The following is an 18,024-nucleotide window of genomic DNA, read 5'->3' on the forward strand; positions in this document are numbered from 1 at the left end:
CTATCGCCTGACGACCAACGTCACGATTCCGAGGACGAGGAGCGCGATTCCGTACCACAACGAATCTCCGGGGAGATACGCGAGCAGCAGCGTGACGAGGCCGGAGGAGAGCAGCGACCAACCGATAGTGGTTCGGTACGTCATAGGGAAACCACGACGCCCAAACGGATAGTGCTGGGGGCGGCAGGGTTCGAGAATCGAACGTCGAGACGTGCAGCGTCGGCGTTTTGTTCGGATGATTGGAATTTCGGCGCGGCTGATGACTGAGACGAATCCTTTTCCGCCTTCCCGTGGCCTGCACCGTATGACGAGGCACATCAGTTCCGACCAAGTCCGCTCGTGGTTGGACGACCAAGTCGTCCGCGACGTCCAGCGCGTCTCCAGCGACGAGAGCGAGTTCAACTTTCAGGTAGAACTCTCGCGGCTCCCCTTGCACGTCATCAAGGAGGAGACGTGGGGGCCGATTCGGTTGGTCGGCAATAACGCCTTCGACACCGACGACGTGCGGGGACTCGTCGAGAACGACGAGCAGCGCGAAGAGTTGCTCACGCGGTTCGGACCGGTTCTGGCGGCGACGCCGGGGTTCTACACCTTCCTCGACGAAGAAGGGGTTTCCTGCCCGCTCGCCGAGGCCCACTCCATCCAACTCGAACACCGTATCTACCCCGACGGCGCGAGCCAACAGGCGCTCATGAGCGGGCTGATGGCTATCGCCACCGCGATGCGGTATCTCCAGAACACGGTCGCCGAGATGCCCCGCGACTGGGAGGAGTGAGCGGCGCGTCGTCGCCCGAAGCGCCCCTTCGCCGCTACTCCAACCGCCGCTATTCCGACCGTCGTTTTCGCCACCACCGGAGGGCGCGTATCGCCGGGTCGCTCGAAAGCACTCGGAGTCCAACCCGGGACGCGGCGTCGCGAACGCGGCCGCGAACGAGAAAACCGGCGAGCGTCCCGAGTTTCGCGCTGGGACCGACGCGGTACACCGGCTTCGGATTCTCGGCGGTCGCAACGTCGTGGATTCGGTCGGCGACTCGCTCGGGCGAGTTGACGCCGGGCGGCTTCGTCTTGACCAGTGAAATCTCGTCGAGCACGCGGTAGAGGTCGGCGTACGCAGGGGAGCGGTCCGCCTCCGCGACCTCCTCCAGCACGCGGTCGTAGAAGTCGGTCGCGACGATTCCGGGTTCGACGGTCACCACGTCGACGCCGAACTGTCCCGTCTCCTGACGGAGCGCGTCGGTCACCGATTCGAGGCCGTACTTCGAACCGGTGTAGATACCGAGTCCAGGCACCGTGAGGCCGCCGACGCCTGCGGTGACGTTGACGACGGTGCCGCGTCCCCGCTCGCGCATCCGCGGGACCGCCGCGCGAATCAACCGGAGCGGTCCGAACGTGTTGACGTCGAACTGCTCAACCACGCCGTCCATCGGCACGTCCTCGACTGGTCCGAACTGCCCGTAGCCCGCGTTATTGACGAGACAGTCGAGGTGCCCCTGCTCGTCGAACACCCGGTCAACCGCGCGCTCGACTTCCTCGTTGTCGGTGACATCGAGTTCGAGCGTACGACAGCCCCGCGCGTCGAGGTTTTCGATTTCGCCGAGGTCGCGCGCCGTCGCGTACACCGTCCACCCGCCGTCGAGGAACCGCTCTGCGGTCGCGCGTCCGATACCGGACGAACAGCCCGTGATGAGAACCGTCTGGCTCATACGGTCGTGGCAACCGCCAGAAAGGTAACGGTTGAGGCAAGAGCAGATGCGGTGCGGTTGTTCCCTAATGAGTCGTACCGCGAACGAGTGAAACGAGTGAGCGGGCCGCCCTCAGACTTGCGGTCTGATGTGCCCGAAAACCGCTCTGCGATTTTCGGCCGATGACCGAGCGGAGGCCGGAGGCCGAAGCGAGGGAGGAGTGCTTTTGGTGCAGCTTTTGCCGAGGGCCGCGCAGCGGCCCGCAGCGCAAAAGGAGCTAGTATTTGGGCTCCGCCCCGGTCGTCTCGTAGATGCGGTCCATCAGGTTATCGCGGTGGGTCTGCCACCCGGCGAGCGCGCCCGGTCGCGTCGGGTAGCGGTCGTAGTGGGTCATCAATTTCTCGGCGAGTCGCTTCGTCTGATAGAACGTCTTTATCTCCCGCCAGTAGCCGAGGCTCTTGAACCCGGTCTGGGCCATCAGAAGCGGACTCATCGAAGTCTTCCCCGAGTAGAGCGCCTCGGCGAGTTTCTCCCCCGGGAGCGCCGCCAACAGTCCCATCAGTTCGTCGACGTCGACGGCCGTCGAGAGGATGTTGTACACGTCGAGACCGGCGTAGCGGGCGCCGAAGTGGTCCATCACGCGCTCGTTGTAGTGCCAGAGCGCGTCCTCGCTCACGTCGCCCGCCTCGATGGCGCGGACGGCCTGCTCGGCGGCGTACTTCCCGGCGTAAGCGGCCCCGGCGATTCCCCCACCTGTGGTCGGGTTGACGTGGCCCGCGGCGTCGCCGGCGGCGATGAACCCCGGCGCGGTGGCCGAGTCGTACGGTCGTCGGGTGGGCAGCGCCGCGCCGAGTTTGTCGGTGACCGTCGCGCCCTCGAACTCGGGGCGCGCGCGGAGGTCCTGCTTGAGGTCCTCGACGAGTTTCATCGGCTGTTCGTTCATCTGGAAGCCCAACCCCGCGTTGATGGTCGTCGAGGTGCGCGGGAAGTACCAGAGGTAGCCCGCCGCGCGCTTCGTCGGCTTGAACACGAGCGCGTCGTCCCACTCGACGGGTTCCTCCACCTCGACGATTTCACGGTACGCCGAGCAGAACTGCGAGTAGTTGACGTTCGTGTCGAACGTCGCGTCCGAGAGGTCGGCGGCGTCCTGCAGGTACGACAGCGAGCCCGCCGCGTCGACGGTGACGTCGGCTTCGTACTCGACGATGTCGCCCTTCCGCTTGCCGCGGACGCCCGTCACGGTGCCGTCCGCGTCCTGCGTCACGTCCTGAACCACGATGTCGTAGTGGAACTCGACGCCTGCGTTTTCGGCGCCTTCGATGAGCAGGCGGCCGTACTCCCAGCGGTCGATAACCGCGAGTTCGCCGGGCACGGGAATTTCCAGCACCGTCTCGTGGCTCGGAATCTCGAAGCGGCCGTGGTCGACACCCGTGTTGGTGAACGCGGGCTGGATCTGCTCCTTCGGGATCGACTCGGGGAACGCGTCGGCACCCTTCAGCGCGTCGCCGCAGGCGATGTGGCCCGCCTCCTCCTCGTCCTTCCGCTCGACGACGACGACGTCGAGACCCGCGTTCGACGCCGTCGCGGCGGCGTAGCAACCGGCGGTTCCCGCGCCGACGACGACGACGTCGTACTCGTGCGTAGTCATTACGCGTGAGTCTCGTAGGCGGGAGCAAAACTCTTTATTCCCAAATCTGTCCTCTGGACGGCGACAATATACCCGTCTGCGTGAGTTTCGTCGGTTCGTCACGCTCACACGTACACACGAATTACCCTATCGACGAAACGACTTACACACCGACCAAGAATACGCCATTATTCACTCCGGAGGCGTACTTTCCTTGCCATGTCTTCACAAGGACGACAACCCACAGACGACCGAGCTGCGACGCTCGATTCGAAGGCCCTCGTCGAGTTTGTCGACGCGTTCGGCGGCGACGTGCTCCTCCCGTCGGACGAGGGGTACGACGAGGCGCGGCGGATCTGGAATGGGATGATAGACCGGTTCCCGGCGCTCATCGCCCGCTGTTCCGGCACGGCCGACGTCGTCGAAGCGGTGCAGTTCGCCCGCGAGCACGACCTCCCGCTGGCGGTCCGCGGCGGCGGTCACAACGTCGCGGGCAACGCCGTCTGCGACGACGGCATCGTCGTCGACCTCTCGGCGATGAACGGCGTGTTCGTCGACCCCGACGACCGCCGGGTTCGCGCGCAGGGCGGCGCGACGCTCGGCGACGTCGACCGCGAGACGCAACTGTTCGGCCTCGCGACGGCGCTCGGCGTCGTCTCCGAGACCGGCATCGCGGGTCTCACGCTCAACGGCGGCGTAGGTCACCTCCGGCGGAAGTACGGCCTCTCTCTGGACAACCTCACATCGGTCGAGATCGTCACCGCCGACGGACTCGTTCGGACCGCGAGCGAGACGGTGAACCCGGACCTGTTCTGGGCCGTTCGCGGCGGCGGCGGCAACTTCGGGGTCGTCACGTCGTTCGAGTACGAACTCGACGAAGTCGGCCCGGAGGTGTTCGGTCTCTTCGTTTGGCACCGCGGCGACGCCGCCGTCGAGGCGCTTCGAGCCTTCCGCGAGTACGCCGCCGGGGCCGACCGCAGAGCGAGCGTCCTCCCCTTCTACGCGACGGTGCCGGTACTCGACGAGTTCCCGGAGAGCGCGTGGGGCGAGTCGGCGGTGGTCTTCCTCGGCTGTTACGACGGGCCGACCGAGGACGCCGAAGCCGAGTTCGAGGCACTCCGGACCGTTGCCGAACCCCTCGTCGATTTTAGCGATACGATGGCGTACACGGCGCTGCAGTCGCTGCTTGACGAGGACTACCCGGACGGTCTTCGGTACTACTGGAAGGCCAGTTACGTCTCTGAACTCACCGACGGCGTACTCGACCTCGTCGTCCGCTACGGCGACGAGAGTCCGTCGCCGCTGTCGACGGTCGATATCTGGCACCTCGGCGGCGCCATCTCCGATGTGGCTCCCGAGGAGACGGCCTTCTGGCACCGCGACGACGCCTACCTGATAACGTTCGAGGCGAACTGGGAGGACTCGGAGACGGACGACGTGAACGTCGCGTGGGCGCGGAACGGACTCGCCGAACTCCGGGAGATGACCGTCGCGTCGGGGGCGTACGGCAACTTCCCCGGCTTCGGCGAGGACCCCGCACGGCTGCTGTTCGGCGACAACTACGACCGGTTGATCGAGATAAAGGCCGAGTACGACCCGGAGAACCTGTTTCAGTTGAATCAGAACGTCGCGCCGGACGCAGCGGTCGGAGATACGCGATGAACCGCGTCGCGTCGAGAGACAGAACGGAGATCGCGTACGAACGAACCGGCGAGGGACCGCCGCTCGTGTTGGTCCACGGAACCGCGCCGCTTGGGACGCACGCCGACTGGCAGCTGGTGCTCTCAGACTTCGCCGAACGGTTCACCGTGTACGCGCTCGACCGACGCGGCCGCGGCGAGAGCGGAGACGCGGTCGACTACGCGCTCGAACGGGAGTTCGAGGACGTCGCGGCGGTTGTCGACTCGATAGGCGAACCCGTCGTCCTCGTCGGCCACTCCTTGGGCGCGCTCTGCTCGCTCGAAGCTGCGCTACTCACCGACAACCTCGAGCGACTGGTCCTCTACGAGCCGCCGATTCCCGAGGAAGGCGAGACGCTCACCGACGAGGAAACCGTCGCCCGCATCGAAGCGTTGTTCGACGACGGCGACCGCGAGGGTGCGCTCACGCTGTTTCTGCGCGAGGTCGCCGGCGAGTCGCGGACGGAGATCGAGTCGCTGAAAGCCAGCCCCGAGTGGGAGGTGGCAATCGAGGCGGCTCACACGGTTCCGCGCGAGGTTCGCGCCGTCGACGCCTACCGCTTCGACCCCGACCGCTTCGCGGAGTTCACGGTCCCGACGCTGCTTTTGTCCGGTGGTGACGGGCCGCTGTTTATGAAGCAGGCGACCGCGCTCGTCGACAAGGTGGTGCCGAACACCCGAATCGTCACGCTCCCGGGGGTGGGCCACGAGGCGTTGAGCACCGCTCCCGAGTTGTTCGTCGAGACGGTGTTGGAGGCGCTTCTCACGACGGAGTGAGCCGTCGCGTCGACGAGACATTTTTCCGGTGTGCGAATCCGGATCTGCCGGCGCCGTCGACTACCGGTCCTCGCCCGACTCGTAGTGCTCGCCCGCCGCTTCGGGCAGCCGGGTCTTCCCGAACAGCGCGAGGACGATTATGACCGCGATGTACGGAATCGTCCGCACGAGCGACTGCGGGACGGCGATGATGGCCGCCGCCTGCAGGCGCAGTTGGAGTGCGTCTAGTCCCGCGAAGAGGAACGTCGATAGGAGCGCCCCGACCGGGTTGTAGTTGCCGAACAGGTAGGCGACGATGGCGATGAATCCCTTTCCGTTTACCATCGTCTGGCCGTTGCCGACGAACTGGCCGAGGCTGAGCGACAAAGCCGCGCCGCCGACACCCGCGAGCAACCCGGAGATGAGGACCGCCGCGTAGCGGACGCGGTTCACGTCGACGCCCGCGGTGTCGAGCGCCTGCGGGTTCTCGCCGCTGGCGACGACCCACCGACCGAACGACGTGCGGTTCAGCGTGTACCACGACGCCGCGGTGGCGACGAACATCAGGTAGACCATCGGCGTCGCGTCGAACAGCGCGCCGAAGAACGGGATTCTCGCGAGACCAGGCACCGTGATGGTCTCGAACGTCGCGACGCTGGCGGTGTTCGGGCCGCCGTAGATGACCTGCGAGGCGAACGGGGCGAGGCCGAGCGCGATGAGCCACACCGCGAGGCCCGCGATGATCTGGTCGGCACGGAACTCGATGCAGACGACGGCGAACAAGGCTGCGAGGAGCACGCTCGCGACGACGCCGACGAGGAGTCCGAGCCAGATGTCGCCCGTGACGTCCGTCGCGTAGACGCCGACGAACGCCGAGATGATGAGCAGCCCTTCGAGACCGATGTTGATGACGCCGCTCTTCTCGGCGAAGATGCCGCCGAGCGCCGCGAAGGCGATGGGTACGGAGAGCCGCAGCGTCGCTGAGAGCGCGCTTTTCGTGAACATGACGCGGAGGACGCGCCCCGGCGTCGATCCCGGCGCGACGAGACCCCAGAGCACGAAGATTGCGGCGCCGACGAGCACGACGATTCCCGCGAGGCGTCGCGTCGAGAGGTTCGAACTCCGGTCGAGCGTCGCGTTACTCATCGGACTCACCTCCGAAACCCGAGGCCGCGTCGTCGGTCGTCCGTCCCGCGTCCACTCCCCCATCCGTCGCCACCGCCTGCTCGTCGCTCCCGTCGACGACGAACTTCCCGCCGACGAGGCGGAAGAACTCCGGCATCGCGACGAAGAGAATGATGAGCCCGCGGAGTACGCCGACGAGCTGCGGCGGCACGTCGGTGCTCACGTCGACGATGATGGAGCCGCTTTTCAGAATGCCGAACAGCAGCGCCGCGAAGCCGACGCCGAGCGGGTTGTTACCCGCCAGGATCGAGACGGTGATGCCGTCGAAGCCGTACGCCGGGACGCCGGTCTGGTAGTTGCCGAGAATCATGAGCACGTACATCGCGCCGCCGACGCCGCCGATAGCGCCCGACAGCGTCATGCTGGAGACGATCGTCCGAGCGGCGTCGACGCCCCCGTACTCGGCGGCTTCGGGCTGGATCCCGCTCGTCCGGATGTCGTAGCCGAACGAGGTGTGTTCGAGCAGGTAGTACGCCGCCCCGACGAGCACGAGCGCGATGCCGAGCGCGACGAGCGAGAAGTCGTCGCGGGGTTCGTACAGCACCGGCGGGATGGTGGCGAACTCGGGGAGACCGACCGACTCGTTGGCCGGGCTCTCGGGGTCTTTGAACGGACCCGCCACCAGAAACAGCGCGACGCTTGTCGCGACGAAGTTCAGCATGATGGTCGTGATGACCTCGTTGGCGTCCGCGTACGCTTTCAACGCGCCGGGTATCGCGGCGAACAGACCCCCGGCGAGCGCGCCGACGGCGAGGCCGAGCGGGACGAGCACGAGCGTTCCGACGAAACCCGAGAACAGCGAGGAGGTCCAGAGAACGGTGAGCGCCGTCGCCAGCGCGCCGACGACCAACTGGCCCTGCATCCCGATGTTGAAGATGCCCGCGCGGAACGCGAGCGCGACGCCGAGACCCGTGAAGATGAGAATCGTCGTCTCCCGGAGCGTGACCGCCATCTGGCTGTTCAGCGGTGTCCACCCCTCGCGGAACGGCGGCCGAATCTGGCCTTCGAGCGGCCGGAACAGCGGGTTGATGGGGTCGCCGAGCGCGCCCAAGAAGAGGCTGTCGTAGACGGCGAACGGGTCGTAACAGAAGCCGACGCCGAAGAAGGTCGTCGCCGCCGTCGTACACGTCGTCATCCGCCCGGCGGCGAGGATGATGAGCACGCCGACGAACATCGAGAGGACGAGCGCAGCGGTGCTGATGAGCACCCGCTCGAACGCCGAGGCGCGGACGAGTCGTTCGAGCGCGCTCCGCCCGCGCGCCCGCCAGTCTCCGGCGCTCACCGTTTCTCACCCCTGGCGGTGACGCCCGCGTCTTCGCCACCGGCCGTCGTCTCGGTCCCGGCGGCATCGTCGCGTAGGCTCGTTGCCGACGACTCCTCGGGGAGCTGTTCGCCGGCCATCAGCAGGCCGATCTCCTCCTCGGTGACCGTCTCGGGGTCGACCACGTCCATTATCTCACCGTCGTGCATCACCGCGAGGCGGTCGGAGATGCCCTGAACCTCCTCTAACTTCGAGGAGACGAGGAGAACGGCTTTTCCGGCCGAGCGGAGTTCGAGCAGACGGTCGTGGATGAACTCGGTTGAACCTATGTCGACGCCGCGGGTCGGGTGGGTAGCAACGACGAGCGAGGGGTCGCGCTCGAACTCGCGGCCGACGATGAACTTCTGCTGGTTGCCGCCGGAGAAAGAAGCCGCCTTCGCGTCACGGTTCGGGGGACGCACGTCGTACTCGTCGATGATGTCCTGCGCGTGGTCGCGGGCTCGACCCCACTCGATGCGCCCGCTCTCGGCGAACGGCCGGCTGTGTTGACTGCCGAGGAGGCCGTTCTCCGTAAGGTCGAACTTCATCACGAGGCCGCGCTCGTGGCGGTCCTCGGGGATGTACGCCATCCCGCGGTCGATGCGACGTTGCCGCGGCCACTCCGTGATATCCTCGCGCTCAAAGGCGACGCTCCCGGTCGTCGGTTCTCGAAGGCCGGTGATGGTTTCGACGAGTTCGGACTGCCCGTTGCCGTCGACGCCCGCGATGCCGAACACCTCCCCCTCGTGAACCGAGAAGGAGACGTCTGAGACGGCCTCGACCCCGCGTTCGTCCTCCGCGGAGACGCGGTCAACGGTGAGCACCGAGTCGCCGCGTTCGACCGGCGGTTTCTCGACGGTCTGGAGTACCTCGCGACCGACCATCATCTCTGCGAGCTGTTCGCGGGTCACGTCGTCGGCGGCGACGGTGCCGACGTTCCTCCCGTCGCGGAGGACGGTGACGTCGTCGGCGGCGTGCATCGCCTCGCCCAGTTTGTGCGTGATGAAGATGATAGTCTTTCCTTGGGCGGTGAGTTCGTCGAAGACGGCGAAGAGGTCGTCGACTTCCTGCGGCGTGAGCACTGCCGTCGGTTCGTCGAGGATGAGCACGTCCGCACCGCGGTAGAGCGCCTTCAGAATCTCGACGCGCTGTTGGACGCCGACGCTCACATCGGCGATGGTGGCGTCGGGGCCGACGTCGAAGCCATAGCGGTCGCAAAGGTCGACCACTTCCCGGCGGGCGCGCTCGCCGTCGACGGCCAACCCGCCCCACTTCCGGGGTTCGTTGCCGAGGGTGATGTTCTCGGTGACGGTCATCGGGCCGACCAGCATGAAGTGCTGGTGAATCATGCCGACGCCTGCGTCGATGGCGTCGCCCGGCGAGTCGAACTGCCGAGGGGCGTCGGCGTATCGGCTGGGCACTCCGTCGTCCGCCGGTTCGAGTCCGTCGCCGTTGACGTACACGTCCCCTTTGGTCGGTTCGTACAGTCCGTAGAGAACGTTCATCAGCGTCGTCTTCCCTGCGCCGTTCTCGCCGAGAAGGGCGTGAACCGACCCCCGCTCGACGACCAAATCGACGTCGTCGTTGGCGACGACGCCGGGGAAACGTTTCGTGATTCCGTCGAGATGGACGGCCGGTTCCATTGGTGGTGGCTTGGTGAGTGTGCGCTTAAGAGCGTGGTTTTGTGGATTGTTCAGATTTCGAATATGTACTCGGGGCGACTGGACCGAGTTACAGATTCGAGGGGTCGACAGGCACCGAGATGTTGCCGTCGATGATGGCCTGCCGCGACTCGGAGACGGATGACGTCACGTCCTCGGGGATGTCGTCGCCGATCTCGTCGCCGTAGACGGCCGCGACGCCCTCCTGTTCGAGACCGAGCGTCGTGACACTGCCGCCCTCGAACTCGGCGTTGACGACGCTCTCGATGGAGGTGTAGACGGCGGTGTCGACGCGCTTGACCATGCTCGCGAGGATGACGTCCGCGTAGCCGGACTCGGTCACCGACTGGTCCTTGTCGACGCCGATGGCGAACTTCCCAGCATCCTGAGCGGCCTCGAACACGCCTCTGCCGGCGTTGCCGGCCGCGTGGTAGACGATGTCAACGCCGTCGTTGTACATCGCCGTCGCCGCCTCGTTGCCCGCTTGGGTGTCGTTGAAGTTGCCGACGTAGCTGACCTGCACCTCGATGTCCTGGCTGACCTCCGCGACGCCTGCGCGGTAGCCCGCCTCGAACTTGCCGATGAGGTCGCCCTCGACGCCGCCGACGAACCCGACTTTCGCCTGGTCGGGGCTCGTCTCGCCGGCGCCCGCGCTGAACTCCTGCTGGGTCAACAGCCCGGCCAGTTGGCCGACGAGGAACGAGCCCTCGTTCTCGCCGAACACGTAGCTCGCGACGTTCGGCTCCTCGACAACGCTGTCGACGATCATGAAGTTCTGCTCGGGGTAGTCCGGCGCGTTCTCCGCGAGCGCCTCCGCCTGCAGGAAGCCGATGCAGCAGATGAGGTCGTACTCGCCGCCCTGGGCGAACTGCTGCTGGAACGTCTGGAACTCCGTCACTTCGCTCGGCTGGACGTCGTCGTGCGTGACGCTGTACTCGTCGGCGGCCTGCTTTACGCCGGTCTGCGCCTGGTCGTTGAACGACCCGTCGCCCAGACCGCCTGTCGCGTACACCATCCCGACGTTCACGTCGGCGCTACCGGAGGCTTCTGCGCCCCCGTCGGTCGACTCGTTGCCCGAGTCGTCGCTACCGTTGCCACCGGTGTCGTTGGTCCCACCGTTTCCGTCCTCCGTCGGGCCGCCGGTACATCCGGCCAGTCCCGCGATTCCTGCCGCACCCGTCGCCTTGATAAGAGTCCGTCTATCCACATTCATGGTTACGTCTGGACGGAGATGGCAGGGAAATTGGCATAAAGGCGTCGTTTGACCTGAACGGCCGCCTACCCCCCGTCGTTCGGGCCAGGTGGCCGCCGTTCCGGACTCAGTTGTTCGCCGACTCGACGGCGTTTTCGATGACAGCGGCAGCGTCGGCGACGAGCGAGCCCACGTCGTCGCTTTCGGCGTAGAGGCGGACGTACGGCTCCGTACCGCTCGGGCGGACGAGCAGCCACGACCCGTCCGGGAACTCCAGTCGGACACCGTACTCGGTGTCGACGTCCGCCTCGGGGAAAGCGTCGGGGAGCGTCCGCTCCAGCGTCGCCATCGTCTCGCGTTTGGCCCCGTCGGGGCAGTCGACGCTCACTTTTCGATAGGGTCGCTCGGTGACGGGAGCGCGGAGCGCGTCGAGACCCGCGTCGGCGACGAGACGGCTGACGACGGCGGCGGAGGCGATGCCGTCTATCCACCCGCCGAACTGGGTGTGGATGTGTTTCCACGGTTCGGCGGCGAAGACAACGTCGCCGCCCGCGTTCTCGACCGCTGCGATGCCTTCGTGGAGCGCGCCGAGGCGGACGCGTTCGACCCGCCCGCCGGCCTCGCGGACGCGCTCGTCGATGCGGGCGGAGGCGTTCGGCGTCGTCACGACCACCGGGTCGTCGCTCTCGACGGTCCGGACGTAGTGCTCGGCGAGAATCGCAACGACGGTGTCCTCGTGGATCACCTCGCCGTCAGGCGCGACGACGACGATTCGGTCGGCGTCGCCGTCGTGACCGATGCCGAAGGCGAACGGTTCGTCTTCTTCGGCGGCGTCGGCGACGAACGTCCGGAGGTCCCGAAGCGACTCCGGGGTCGGCTTGCTCTCGCGGCCGGGGAAGTGCCCGTCGACGTTCGCGTTCAGTGTGATGACGGTCGCGCCGAGGGAGCGGAGCACCTGCGGGGTGGCGAGACCCGCCATCCCGTTGCCGCAGTCGACGGCGACGCGGAGGCCCGAAAGCGGCGCACCGTGGCCGCGCGCGTAGTCGACGACTGCGTTTCGGTACGTCGACAGCGCTGCCTCGTTCTCGCTGACGCCCCACTCGTTCCACGCGCTGGACCCGTCGTCGGCGGCGACGCGTTCTTCGACCGCGCGCTCGGCCGTCCGGTCGTACTCGACGCCGTCGTCGAACACCTTGATGCCGTTGTCGGTCGGCGGGTTGTGCGACGCCGTGAGCATCACGCCGCGCCGACCCCGCGAGGCGAACGCGAGCGCAGGTGTCGGCAGCATTCCGGCACGCCGGACGTCGGCACCGGCAGACAACAGTCCCGCCTCGACGGCGGACGCGAGTGCCGGTCCGGTCACCCGACCGTCGCGGGCGACGACGAACTCACGTCCGTCGCGGCCGACCGCGCGGCCGACGGCGAGGGCGAGTTCTGGCGTCACGCGCTCGGTCGCGCTTCCGCGGATTCCGGCGGTTCCGAACAGTTCCATACTCGGAGGTATCAGTCGGTGTACTTAGATGGTCCCGATTCGACGCGATGCACGCCCGACTGACGGTAACTGACGATAACCCTCTCGCGCGCGCCCCTACTTTTTCCTCGTCGCGGTCGAACGACACCCCATGAGCGACACACCGAACGACACCGAACGGACTCGCGCTCACGTCTTCGTCTCCGGTCGCGTACAGGGCGTCTTCTACCGCGCAAACACCCGCGATACGGCGCGCGAACAGGGCGTCGACGGCTGGGTCCGAAACCTCGACGACGGCCGGGTCGAAGCGGTGTTCGAGGGACCGCCGGCGCTCGTCGAATCGATGGTCGAGTGGTGCGAGAGCGGCAGCCCCGCCGCAGAGGTCGAGAGCGTGGACGCGGAGTACGAGGAACCGGAGGGCGTCGACGGATTCGAGGTCAGACGGTAACGGTCCGGAACCGGCGGTCGTCGGCAGTCGAGGACGCCCGGCAGCGGCGGGGACTCCCGGCGGCCATTCGCTGTCACGGGAAGCCTATCTCCTCGGCCGGCCATCCACTCCCCCGGAACGGGCGCGGCATCCTGATCCGAGGGTAAACTTCATATCTCGCCCGCGTGAGGGCCGTTTCGATGCATCTCGAACCGCCGTCGGCGCGTCGTCGACGCGCACGGAACCGCCCTCGTCCGCGACTCGACGGAGGCATGCCGTGAGAGTCGCCGCGATTCCGTGGGCGCTTCTGACCGCCGTCGGACTCGGCGCCACGCTCGCAACCGGCTTTCTCATCGTTCGCGGGCCGTTCTTCGGCGGACCGACGCTCGAACCGCTCTCGCTGCTCGTCGCCACCGGCGGGTTCATCACCGCCATCATCCTCCTCGCGTTCGGCGGGTCGAAACTGGCGCGCGTCGTCCTGTTCTGACTCCCGCTTGCGATGCCGCCGCGACGTCACGAGCGAGTCGAAATCGCCGAATTCGGGCCACAGGAACGCGCTCTCGCACGAACATTCGAAAACCGGGGTCTCCCCCGACTCAGGCCCGGGCTGTGCTGACGACGGTGACGCCGACAGCCATCACGAGGCCCCCGACGAGAAACGCCGGGCCGACGCGTTCGCCTAGAAGCACCGCACCGAGCGCCGCACCGACGACCGGTTGCGCGAAGAAGAAGACGGCGACAGTTCCGGCGCCGACGTACTCCAGTCCCTTGTACCACAGATACCACGCCGCCGCCGTCGCCGCAACGCCGAGGTAGACGACGGCACCGAGCGTCGGGAGCGACGGCGCGAACGCGTCAGCGGGGACGCCGCCGGCGACGAGTTCCGCGGCCGAGAGCAGCGCGAGCATCGGCGTCGCGGCCACCGTCGCGTACGTCGCCGCCGTCAGCGCCGAGTAGCGGCGGACGACCGGCACACCCCAGACGGTGTAGCCCGCCCACGCGACGCTCGCGGCGACGAGCGCGGCGAGACCCGCGAGATTTCCGGCGGCGAGGTCCGAGAGGCGGTACTGTCCGGCGACGACGAAAAGCGTCCCGACGACGGCCAGTGCCATGCCGAGCGACTTCTTCGCCGTCAGCCGTTCGTCCAGCACCGAGACCCCGAGCGCGACGGTGAAGACGGGCGTCAGAACGGTGAGCAACGACCCCTGACTCGCGTTCGTCAGTTCGGTGCCGACGAACTGCGTGGCGATGGTGAGCGCCACCCACCCGCCGAGGACGATGAACCGGCCGTAGTCCTCGCGCTCGACGCGGACGCCTCGGCTCTTGGCGACAGCGAACAGGACGAGTGCGCCGAGCGCGACGCGTAGAAACCCGAGCGTCACCGGCGGTATCGCCGCGAACGTCCACTTCGAGACGACGTACATGCCCCCCCAGAGCGCCGCTGCTGACAGCGGTGCGAGCGCGAACCCGTACCGCCGAGCGCTGGAGCGTGTTCGGAACACCTCAAGCGGTGACGGCTCCGCGGAGCTGGCGGCGCGCGTCAGCGCGGTAGCTACCCTCCGTCACGGGAGTTCGTTCTCGACCGAAGACGGTACTCGCATCGTCGTCGTTCATCGCGGCCGGTACGTCGCCGCCGCCGACCAGAAACGTTTGGTTTTCGGACAGAATGACGAGCGAATACGTCTCGAACGAGGCGGCGGTGGCGGAGGAACCGCTGTGGAGTCTACGACCCGTCTCTGCCAATGAGCGCGTCGATACCGCTGCCGGCAGCTCGGGTCAACACCGCCGCCATCGCGGTGCCGGCGCTCCAGATGGCCGTCTCCTCGGGCGGGTCGTCGCCGTCGCCCTCGTACAGCACGGAGAGGAGAAAGATGTCGTCGTCGGCCAGCACGACTCTCCCGGTGAAGTCGCCAGGTGCGTCCGCCGGCGGTGCGGCGACGCCGATGTCGTCGTCTTCGAACCGTTCGCGAACAGCCGCGCTGGCGCTGACGACGTGGACCTCGAGACCGGCGGCAGCGCGTTCTCGGAGCGCCGCGGTCACGTCGTCGCCGACGATGTCGACCGAATCGCCGCCGAAGACGACCTGCGACTCCGCGCGACGAATCAGGTCGACGGTTCGGTCGTCGATGGGTTTGCGCCCCCGGACGGTCCACACGTCATCGCGGGTCTCCTCGCCGTGCTCCTCGCTTCGGAGTTCCGCGAGGGCGTCGAACGCGCGGTCCCGTTCGCGTTCGAGGCGGACGGTCAGCAGTTCCTTGGCCGCGTCGAGGCTGACCGGGCGGTACCGCTTCGGCGTCGACTGCTGGAGTTCGACGAGACCACGCGCTTCGAGATCCTCCGCCGCGCCGTACACTTGCGAGCGCGGGACGCCCGCGAGTTCGTGGATGTCCTTCGCCGTGCCGGTGCCGAGCCGGTGGAGCGCGACGAAGACCCGCGCCTCGTAGTTCGAGAGGCCGAGGCGTTCGAGCGCCTCCTCGACGTCGCGTTCGTCGGGTCCGTCGCTGTTCATCGTTCCCACCTCGCCGCCCGTCTTTTCGACTGTTTCGCTTCGGATTGTGCCGTTCCGTGCCCGATCGGAACCGCCGGGTCGTTGCCCTGATAGCGGTCCCAGAGCACGAGCACCGACGGGAGGACGAGCAGCGAGACGAAGAAGGAGTACGCGATGCTGAGCGCCGTCAGCACGCCGAACTGTCCGAGGACGCTCAGCAACGAGAGCACGAGCACGCCGATACCGAACGTCGTCGTGAGCATGCTCCCCGCGAGCGCGCCGCCCGTCCCGCGAACGGTCCGGTCGAGCGCCGTAAACAGCGAGTGTGTCCGCCGCTCGTCGACGAACCGGTGGACAACGTGGACCGAGTAGTCGATGCCGAGACCGATGGTGATGGCGAGAATCGTCGCCGTGAACGCGTTGAACGAGATGTCGAGGAGGCGCATCGTGCCCGCGATGAGCGCGACGGCGACGCCGATGGGGACGGTGTTGGCGACGCCGAGCGACGGGTAGCCCTCGACGAGCCAGTAGACGAGCACGAGGAACACCACCGTTGCGCCGAGTGCAAGCGCGAGACTCGAGATCGCCGACTGGAGGATGAGGTCCGACACTGCTTTGAAGACGACGATGTCGCCCGTCGCGACAGCGGCGTCGTCACCGCCTCGGAACTTGTCGGCGACTGCTCGGGCGTCTTCGGTCACCGCGTTCTGGCTGGCGCTGGCTTTCGTCGAGTAGGTGATGCGGGTGCTCCGGCGGTCCTCGGAGAGGTAATCGACCGCTTGACTCCGCGCGGGAGTGTTCAACAGTGCGTCGTACACGTCGCCGAGGTTCCGGTCGGGGACGCCGTTGCCGTCGGCGTCGTTGCGGTCGACTACGGCCCGGAATTCGGGGTCTCGGGCGGTCTGCGACCGGATGACCGTCACGATGCTCTCGGAGTCCGCGCGCCCGCCCGAGTGGACGAACGAGTCCGGCGGGTCGTCGCCGGCGCGGTGAATCTCTTCGAGCGCCGTGTCCCGTTCCATGTTCGTCTCCCAGAAGACGGTCGCGCTGCCGCCCTGAGTCGTCTCGAACTTCTCCTCGAGGAAGTTCAGCGTCGCGACGACGGAGTACTCCGACGGCGCGAACGGTTCTGGAAGTGCGTCGAGGTAGGCGGGCGTCTCCTCGGGCGGGAGGAAATCCTCCTGCGAGAAACTCGTGTCGACGCCCGTCGCGTACGCGCCTGCACCCGCGCTAAGGAGTACGACAGCGAGTAAGAACAGCGCCGGAGCCTTCCCGGCGACGACGACGCCGCCGCGGAGCGCCTCGCCGAGGCGCGAGCCTTCCTGACCGAGCGGCGTCTCGCTGAACGTCGGAATCGGCCAGCCGTCGCGGCGGCGGTCGATCCACACCTTCGCCGCCGGGAGGAAGATGCCGAAGATGAGGAACGTGAACACAATGCCGACGGCGGCTACGATACCGAAGTCCTGAATCGGCGCAAGGTCAGAGGCCAGATTCGAGAGAAAGCCGATGACCGTCGTCCCGGTGACGATGAAGAAGGCGACGAGCAACTGGTCGGTCGCCAGTTGCATCGCGCCGTCGATGTCGTGGCCGTCCTGTCTGTCCTCGCGGTAGCGGTTGATGGCGTGGATGCCGAAGTCGATGCCGACCGCGAGCAAAAGCGGCGGCACCGCGATCATCATCTGGCTGAACGGGATGCCGGCGAGACCGAGGAAGCCGAACGTCCAGATGATGGTCATGAACAGCGACAGCCCTCCCAAGAGCAGGTCGATGAGGTCGCGGTAGGCGACGACGAGGAAGAAGACGATGAAGATGACCGCCGCGGGCGTGACGATGAGAAGCGAGTCGGTGATGACCGACCCGAACTCGTCGGCGGTGACGCCGCTGCCGAAGACGGTGATGTCGTCGCTCGTCGCCGCGACCACGTGCTGGGTCTGCCGTTGGATCGGCGTGAGCGGACTCGATCCGCCCTGCCCGGCGGCCGCGGACTCGTAGCCGGGGATGTCGTGTCGGACGACGCCAATGGTCGCCGACGCCGACGCCGACCGGCGGTTGAAGTCGTTGCTCAGGGTACCCGTGAAGCCCGGGTTGTCGGCGTTCGCGCGGACGGCCGCCCGAATCTCGCTGGGCGACGCCCGCTCGACGGCGGTTATCTGCGCGTCGAGCGTCGTCGCTTCGGGGTCGAGCGACTGCGCGACGACCGTTGCGGCGCTGCTCGTCGACGAGACGCGGAGGCCGGTGCGCTCTTCGAGCGCCTCCTGCGTGCGCAGCATCTCCAACAGCGCCGGTTTCGACAGCACGTTCTGGCCGCGCTGTATCAACTGCGTCGACCCGGGTTCGCTCTCGAACGGCGCGCCGAACTCGCGGTTGATGTCTTCGAGCGCCCGGTTCGCCGGGATGTCCTCGGCGAACTGCTCGGTGCCCGACTCCGTCGAGACGTTGCCGAGACCGGCGGTGAAGACGAGCGTCAGGACGAGAAACAGGACGACGACGCGTCCCGACCGCTCGACGATGCGCTCGTCCACCCAGTCGATGGCGCGCTGGTGGTCCAGCGCCATG

The 18,024-nt window shown here is 67.1% G+C and carries 16 protein-coding genes; 5 read left to right on the plus strand and 11 right to left on the minus strand.

Annotation, left to right across the window (positions count from 1 at the left end; genetic code table 11):
• The gene (locus LAQ58_RS08065; protein ID WP_224450086.1) at nucleotides 1–144 is read right to left on the minus strand and encodes a hypothetical protein; all 144 of its coding nucleotides are present in this window, start codon (nucleotides 142–144) and stop codon (nucleotides 1–3) included.
• Between the two features lie 160 nt (nucleotides 145–304).
• Here LAQ58_RS08065 and LAQ58_RS08070 point away from each other — a divergent pair, with 160 nt between their 5' ends.
• Entirely contained in the window at nucleotides 305–775 is a 471-nt protein-coding gene (locus LAQ58_RS08070) for a hypothetical protein (RefSeq protein ID WP_224450087.1), read from the plus strand.
• A 49-nt stretch (nucleotides 776–824) separates the two neighbouring features.
• Here LAQ58_RS08070 and LAQ58_RS08075 read toward each other — a convergent pair whose 3' ends face one another.
• Together LAQ58_RS08075 and LAQ58_RS08080 are read right to left on the minus strand one after the other, a co-directional pair.
• Nucleotides 825–1,703, minus strand: coding sequence for an SDR family oxidoreductase (locus LAQ58_RS08075; protein ID WP_224450088.1), 879 nt, complete (start codon nucleotides 1,701–1,703; stop codon nucleotides 825–827).
• A 256-nt stretch (nucleotides 1,704–1,959) separates the two neighbouring features.
• A complete protein-coding gene (locus LAQ58_RS08080; protein ID WP_224450089.1) occupies nucleotides 1,960–3,330 on the minus strand; it encodes a geranylgeranyl reductase family protein in 1,371 nt (456 codons plus the stop codon).
• A 198-nt stretch (nucleotides 3,331–3,528) separates the two neighbouring features.
• Here LAQ58_RS08080 and LAQ58_RS08085 point away from each other — a divergent pair, with 198 nt between their 5' ends.
• Nucleotides 3,529–4,971, plus strand: a complete 1,443-nt coding sequence (locus LAQ58_RS08085) for an FAD-binding oxidoreductase (protein ID WP_224450090.1) — start codon at nucleotides 3,529–3,531, stop codon at nucleotides 4,969–4,971.
• Nucleotides 4,968–5,765, plus strand: coding sequence for an alpha/beta fold hydrolase (locus LAQ58_RS08090; protein WP_224450091.1), 798 nt, complete (start codon nucleotides 4,968–4,970; stop codon nucleotides 5,763–5,765). The genes LAQ58_RS08085 and LAQ58_RS08090 overlap by 4 nt, the downstream gene beginning before the upstream one ends.
• A 60-nt stretch (nucleotides 5,766–5,825) precedes the next feature.
• Here LAQ58_RS08090 and LAQ58_RS08095 read toward each other — a convergent pair whose 3' ends face one another.
• The 5 genes from LAQ58_RS08095 to LAQ58_RS08115 form a co-directional block, all read right to left on the minus strand.
• Nucleotides 5,826–6,890 carry an ABC transporter permease gene (locus LAQ58_RS08095; protein ID WP_224450092.1) on the minus strand — a complete coding sequence of 355 codons (1,065 nt, stop codon included), beginning with the start codon at nucleotides 6,888–6,890 and terminating at the stop codon, nucleotides 5,826–5,828.
• Nucleotides 6,883–8,211, minus strand: coding sequence for an ABC transporter permease (locus tag LAQ58_RS08100; RefSeq protein ID WP_224450093.1), 1,329 nt, complete (start codon nucleotides 8,209–8,211; stop codon nucleotides 6,883–6,885). The genes LAQ58_RS08095 and LAQ58_RS08100 overlap by 8 nt, the downstream gene beginning before the upstream one ends.
• Nucleotides 8,208–9,872, minus strand: a complete 1,665-nt coding sequence (locus tag LAQ58_RS08105) for an ABC transporter ATP-binding protein (RefSeq protein WP_224450094.1) — start codon at nucleotides 9,870–9,872, stop codon at nucleotides 8,208–8,210. The genes LAQ58_RS08100 and LAQ58_RS08105 overlap by 4 nt, the downstream gene beginning before the upstream one ends.
• Nucleotides 9,873–9,960: 88 nt before the next feature.
• The gene (locus LAQ58_RS08110) at nucleotides 9,961–11,103 is read right to left on the minus strand and encodes a BMP family lipoprotein (RefSeq protein ID WP_425490701.1); all 1,143 of its coding nucleotides are present in this window, start codon (nucleotides 11,101–11,103) and stop codon (nucleotides 9,961–9,963) included.
• A 106-nt stretch (nucleotides 11,104–11,209) separates the two neighbouring features.
• Entirely contained in the window at nucleotides 11,210–12,574 is a 1,365-nt protein-coding gene (locus LAQ58_RS08115) for a phosphopentomutase/phosphoglucosamine mutase (RefSeq protein ID WP_224450096.1), read from the minus strand.
• A 130-nt stretch (nucleotides 12,575–12,704) separates the two neighbouring features.
• Between LAQ58_RS08115 and LAQ58_RS08120 the strand changes: the two genes are divergently transcribed.
• On the plus strand, nucleotides 12,705–13,001 hold the full coding sequence (locus LAQ58_RS08120) for an acylphosphatase (protein ID WP_224450097.1): 297 nt from the start codon (nucleotides 12,705–12,707) through the stop codon (nucleotides 12,999–13,001).
• 256 nt (nucleotides 13,002–13,257) lie between these two features.
• Nucleotides 13,258–13,467 (plus strand): DUF8132 family protein, encoded by a 210-nt coding sequence (locus LAQ58_RS08125; RefSeq protein WP_224450098.1) that lies wholly within the window; start codon nucleotides 13,258–13,260, stop codon nucleotides 13,465–13,467.
• Between the two features lie 109 nt (nucleotides 13,468–13,576).
• On the opposite strand, the gene LAQ58_RS08130 is transcribed toward LAQ58_RS08125, so the two are convergent.
• From LAQ58_RS08130 to LAQ58_RS08140, 3 genes are all read right to left on the minus strand, one after another.
• Nucleotides 13,577–14,482: a DMT family transporter gene (locus tag LAQ58_RS08130; protein WP_224450099.1), complete on the minus strand. Its 906-nt coding sequence runs from the start codon at nucleotides 14,480–14,482 to the stop codon at nucleotides 13,577–13,579.
• Nucleotides 14,483–14,703: 221 nt separating this feature from the next.
• On the minus strand, nucleotides 14,704–15,489 hold the full coding sequence (locus tag LAQ58_RS08135) for a TrmB family transcriptional regulator (protein WP_224450100.1): 786 nt from the start codon (nucleotides 15,487–15,489) through the stop codon (nucleotides 14,704–14,706).
• Nucleotides 15,486–18,023, minus strand: coding sequence for an efflux RND transporter permease subunit (locus LAQ58_RS08140; protein WP_224450101.1), 2,538 nt, complete (start codon nucleotides 18,021–18,023; stop codon nucleotides 15,486–15,488). Before LAQ58_RS08140 ends, LAQ58_RS08135 begins: the two co-directional genes overlap by 4 nt.
• Nucleotide 18,024: the final 1 nt, after the last annotated feature.

This window comes from Haloprofundus salilacus, assembly GCF_020150815.1.
GTDB classification, from domain to species: Archaea; Halobacteriota; Halobacteria; order Halobacteriales; family Haloferacaceae; genus Haloprofundus; species Haloprofundus salilacus.

What these genes read in the sequence shown, in the direction of transcription:
- LAQ58_RS08065 (WP_224450086.1), bottom strand. Translation starts at nt 144, where the DNA reads ATGACGTACCGAACCACTATCGGTTGGTCGCTGCTCTCCTCCGGCCTC.
- LAQ58_RS08070 (WP_224450087.1), top strand. Translation starts at nt 305, where the DNA reads ATGACGAGGCACATCAGTTCCGACCAAGTCCGCTCGTGGTTGGACGAC.
- LAQ58_RS08075 (WP_224450088.1), bottom strand. Translation starts at nt 1,703, where the DNA reads ATGAGCCAGACGGTTCTCATCACGGGCTGTTCGTCCGGTATCGGACGC.
- LAQ58_RS08080 (WP_224450089.1), bottom strand. Translation starts at nt 3,330, where the DNA reads ATGACTACGCACGAGTACGACGTCGTCGTCGTCGGCGCGGGAACCGCC.
- LAQ58_RS08085 (WP_224450090.1), top strand. Translation starts at nt 3,529, where the DNA reads ATGTCTTCACAAGGACGACAACCCACAGACGACCGAGCTGCGACGCTC.
- LAQ58_RS08090 (WP_224450091.1), top strand. Translation starts at nt 4,968, where the DNA reads ATGAACCGCGTCGCGTCGAGAGACAGAACGGAGATCGCGTACGAACGA.
- LAQ58_RS08095 (WP_224450092.1), bottom strand. Translation starts at nt 6,890, where the DNA reads ATGAGTAACGCGACGCTCGACCGGAGTTCGAACCTCTCGACGCGACGC.
- LAQ58_RS08105 (WP_224450094.1), bottom strand. Translation starts at nt 9,872, where the DNA reads ATGGAACCGGCCGTCCATCTCGACGGAATCACGAAACGTTTCCCCGGC.
- LAQ58_RS08110 (WP_425490701.1), bottom strand. Translation starts at nt 11,103, where the DNA reads ATGAATGTGGATAGACGGACTCTTATCAAGGCGACGGGTGCGGCAGGA.
- LAQ58_RS08115 (WP_224450096.1), bottom strand. Translation starts at nt 12,574, where the DNA reads ATGGAACTGTTCGGAACCGCCGGAATCCGCGGAAGCGCGACCGAGCGC.
- LAQ58_RS08120 (WP_224450097.1), top strand. Translation starts at nt 12,705, where the DNA reads ATGAGCGACACACCGAACGACACCGAACGGACTCGCGCTCACGTCTTC.
- LAQ58_RS08135 (WP_224450100.1), bottom strand. Translation starts at nt 15,489, where the DNA reads ATGAACAGCGACGGACCCGACGAACGCGACGTCGAGGAGGCGCTCGAA.
- LAQ58_RS08140 (WP_224450101.1), bottom strand. Translation starts at nt 18,023, where the DNA reads ATGGCGCTGGACCACCAGCGCGCCATCGACTGGGTGGACGAGCGCATC.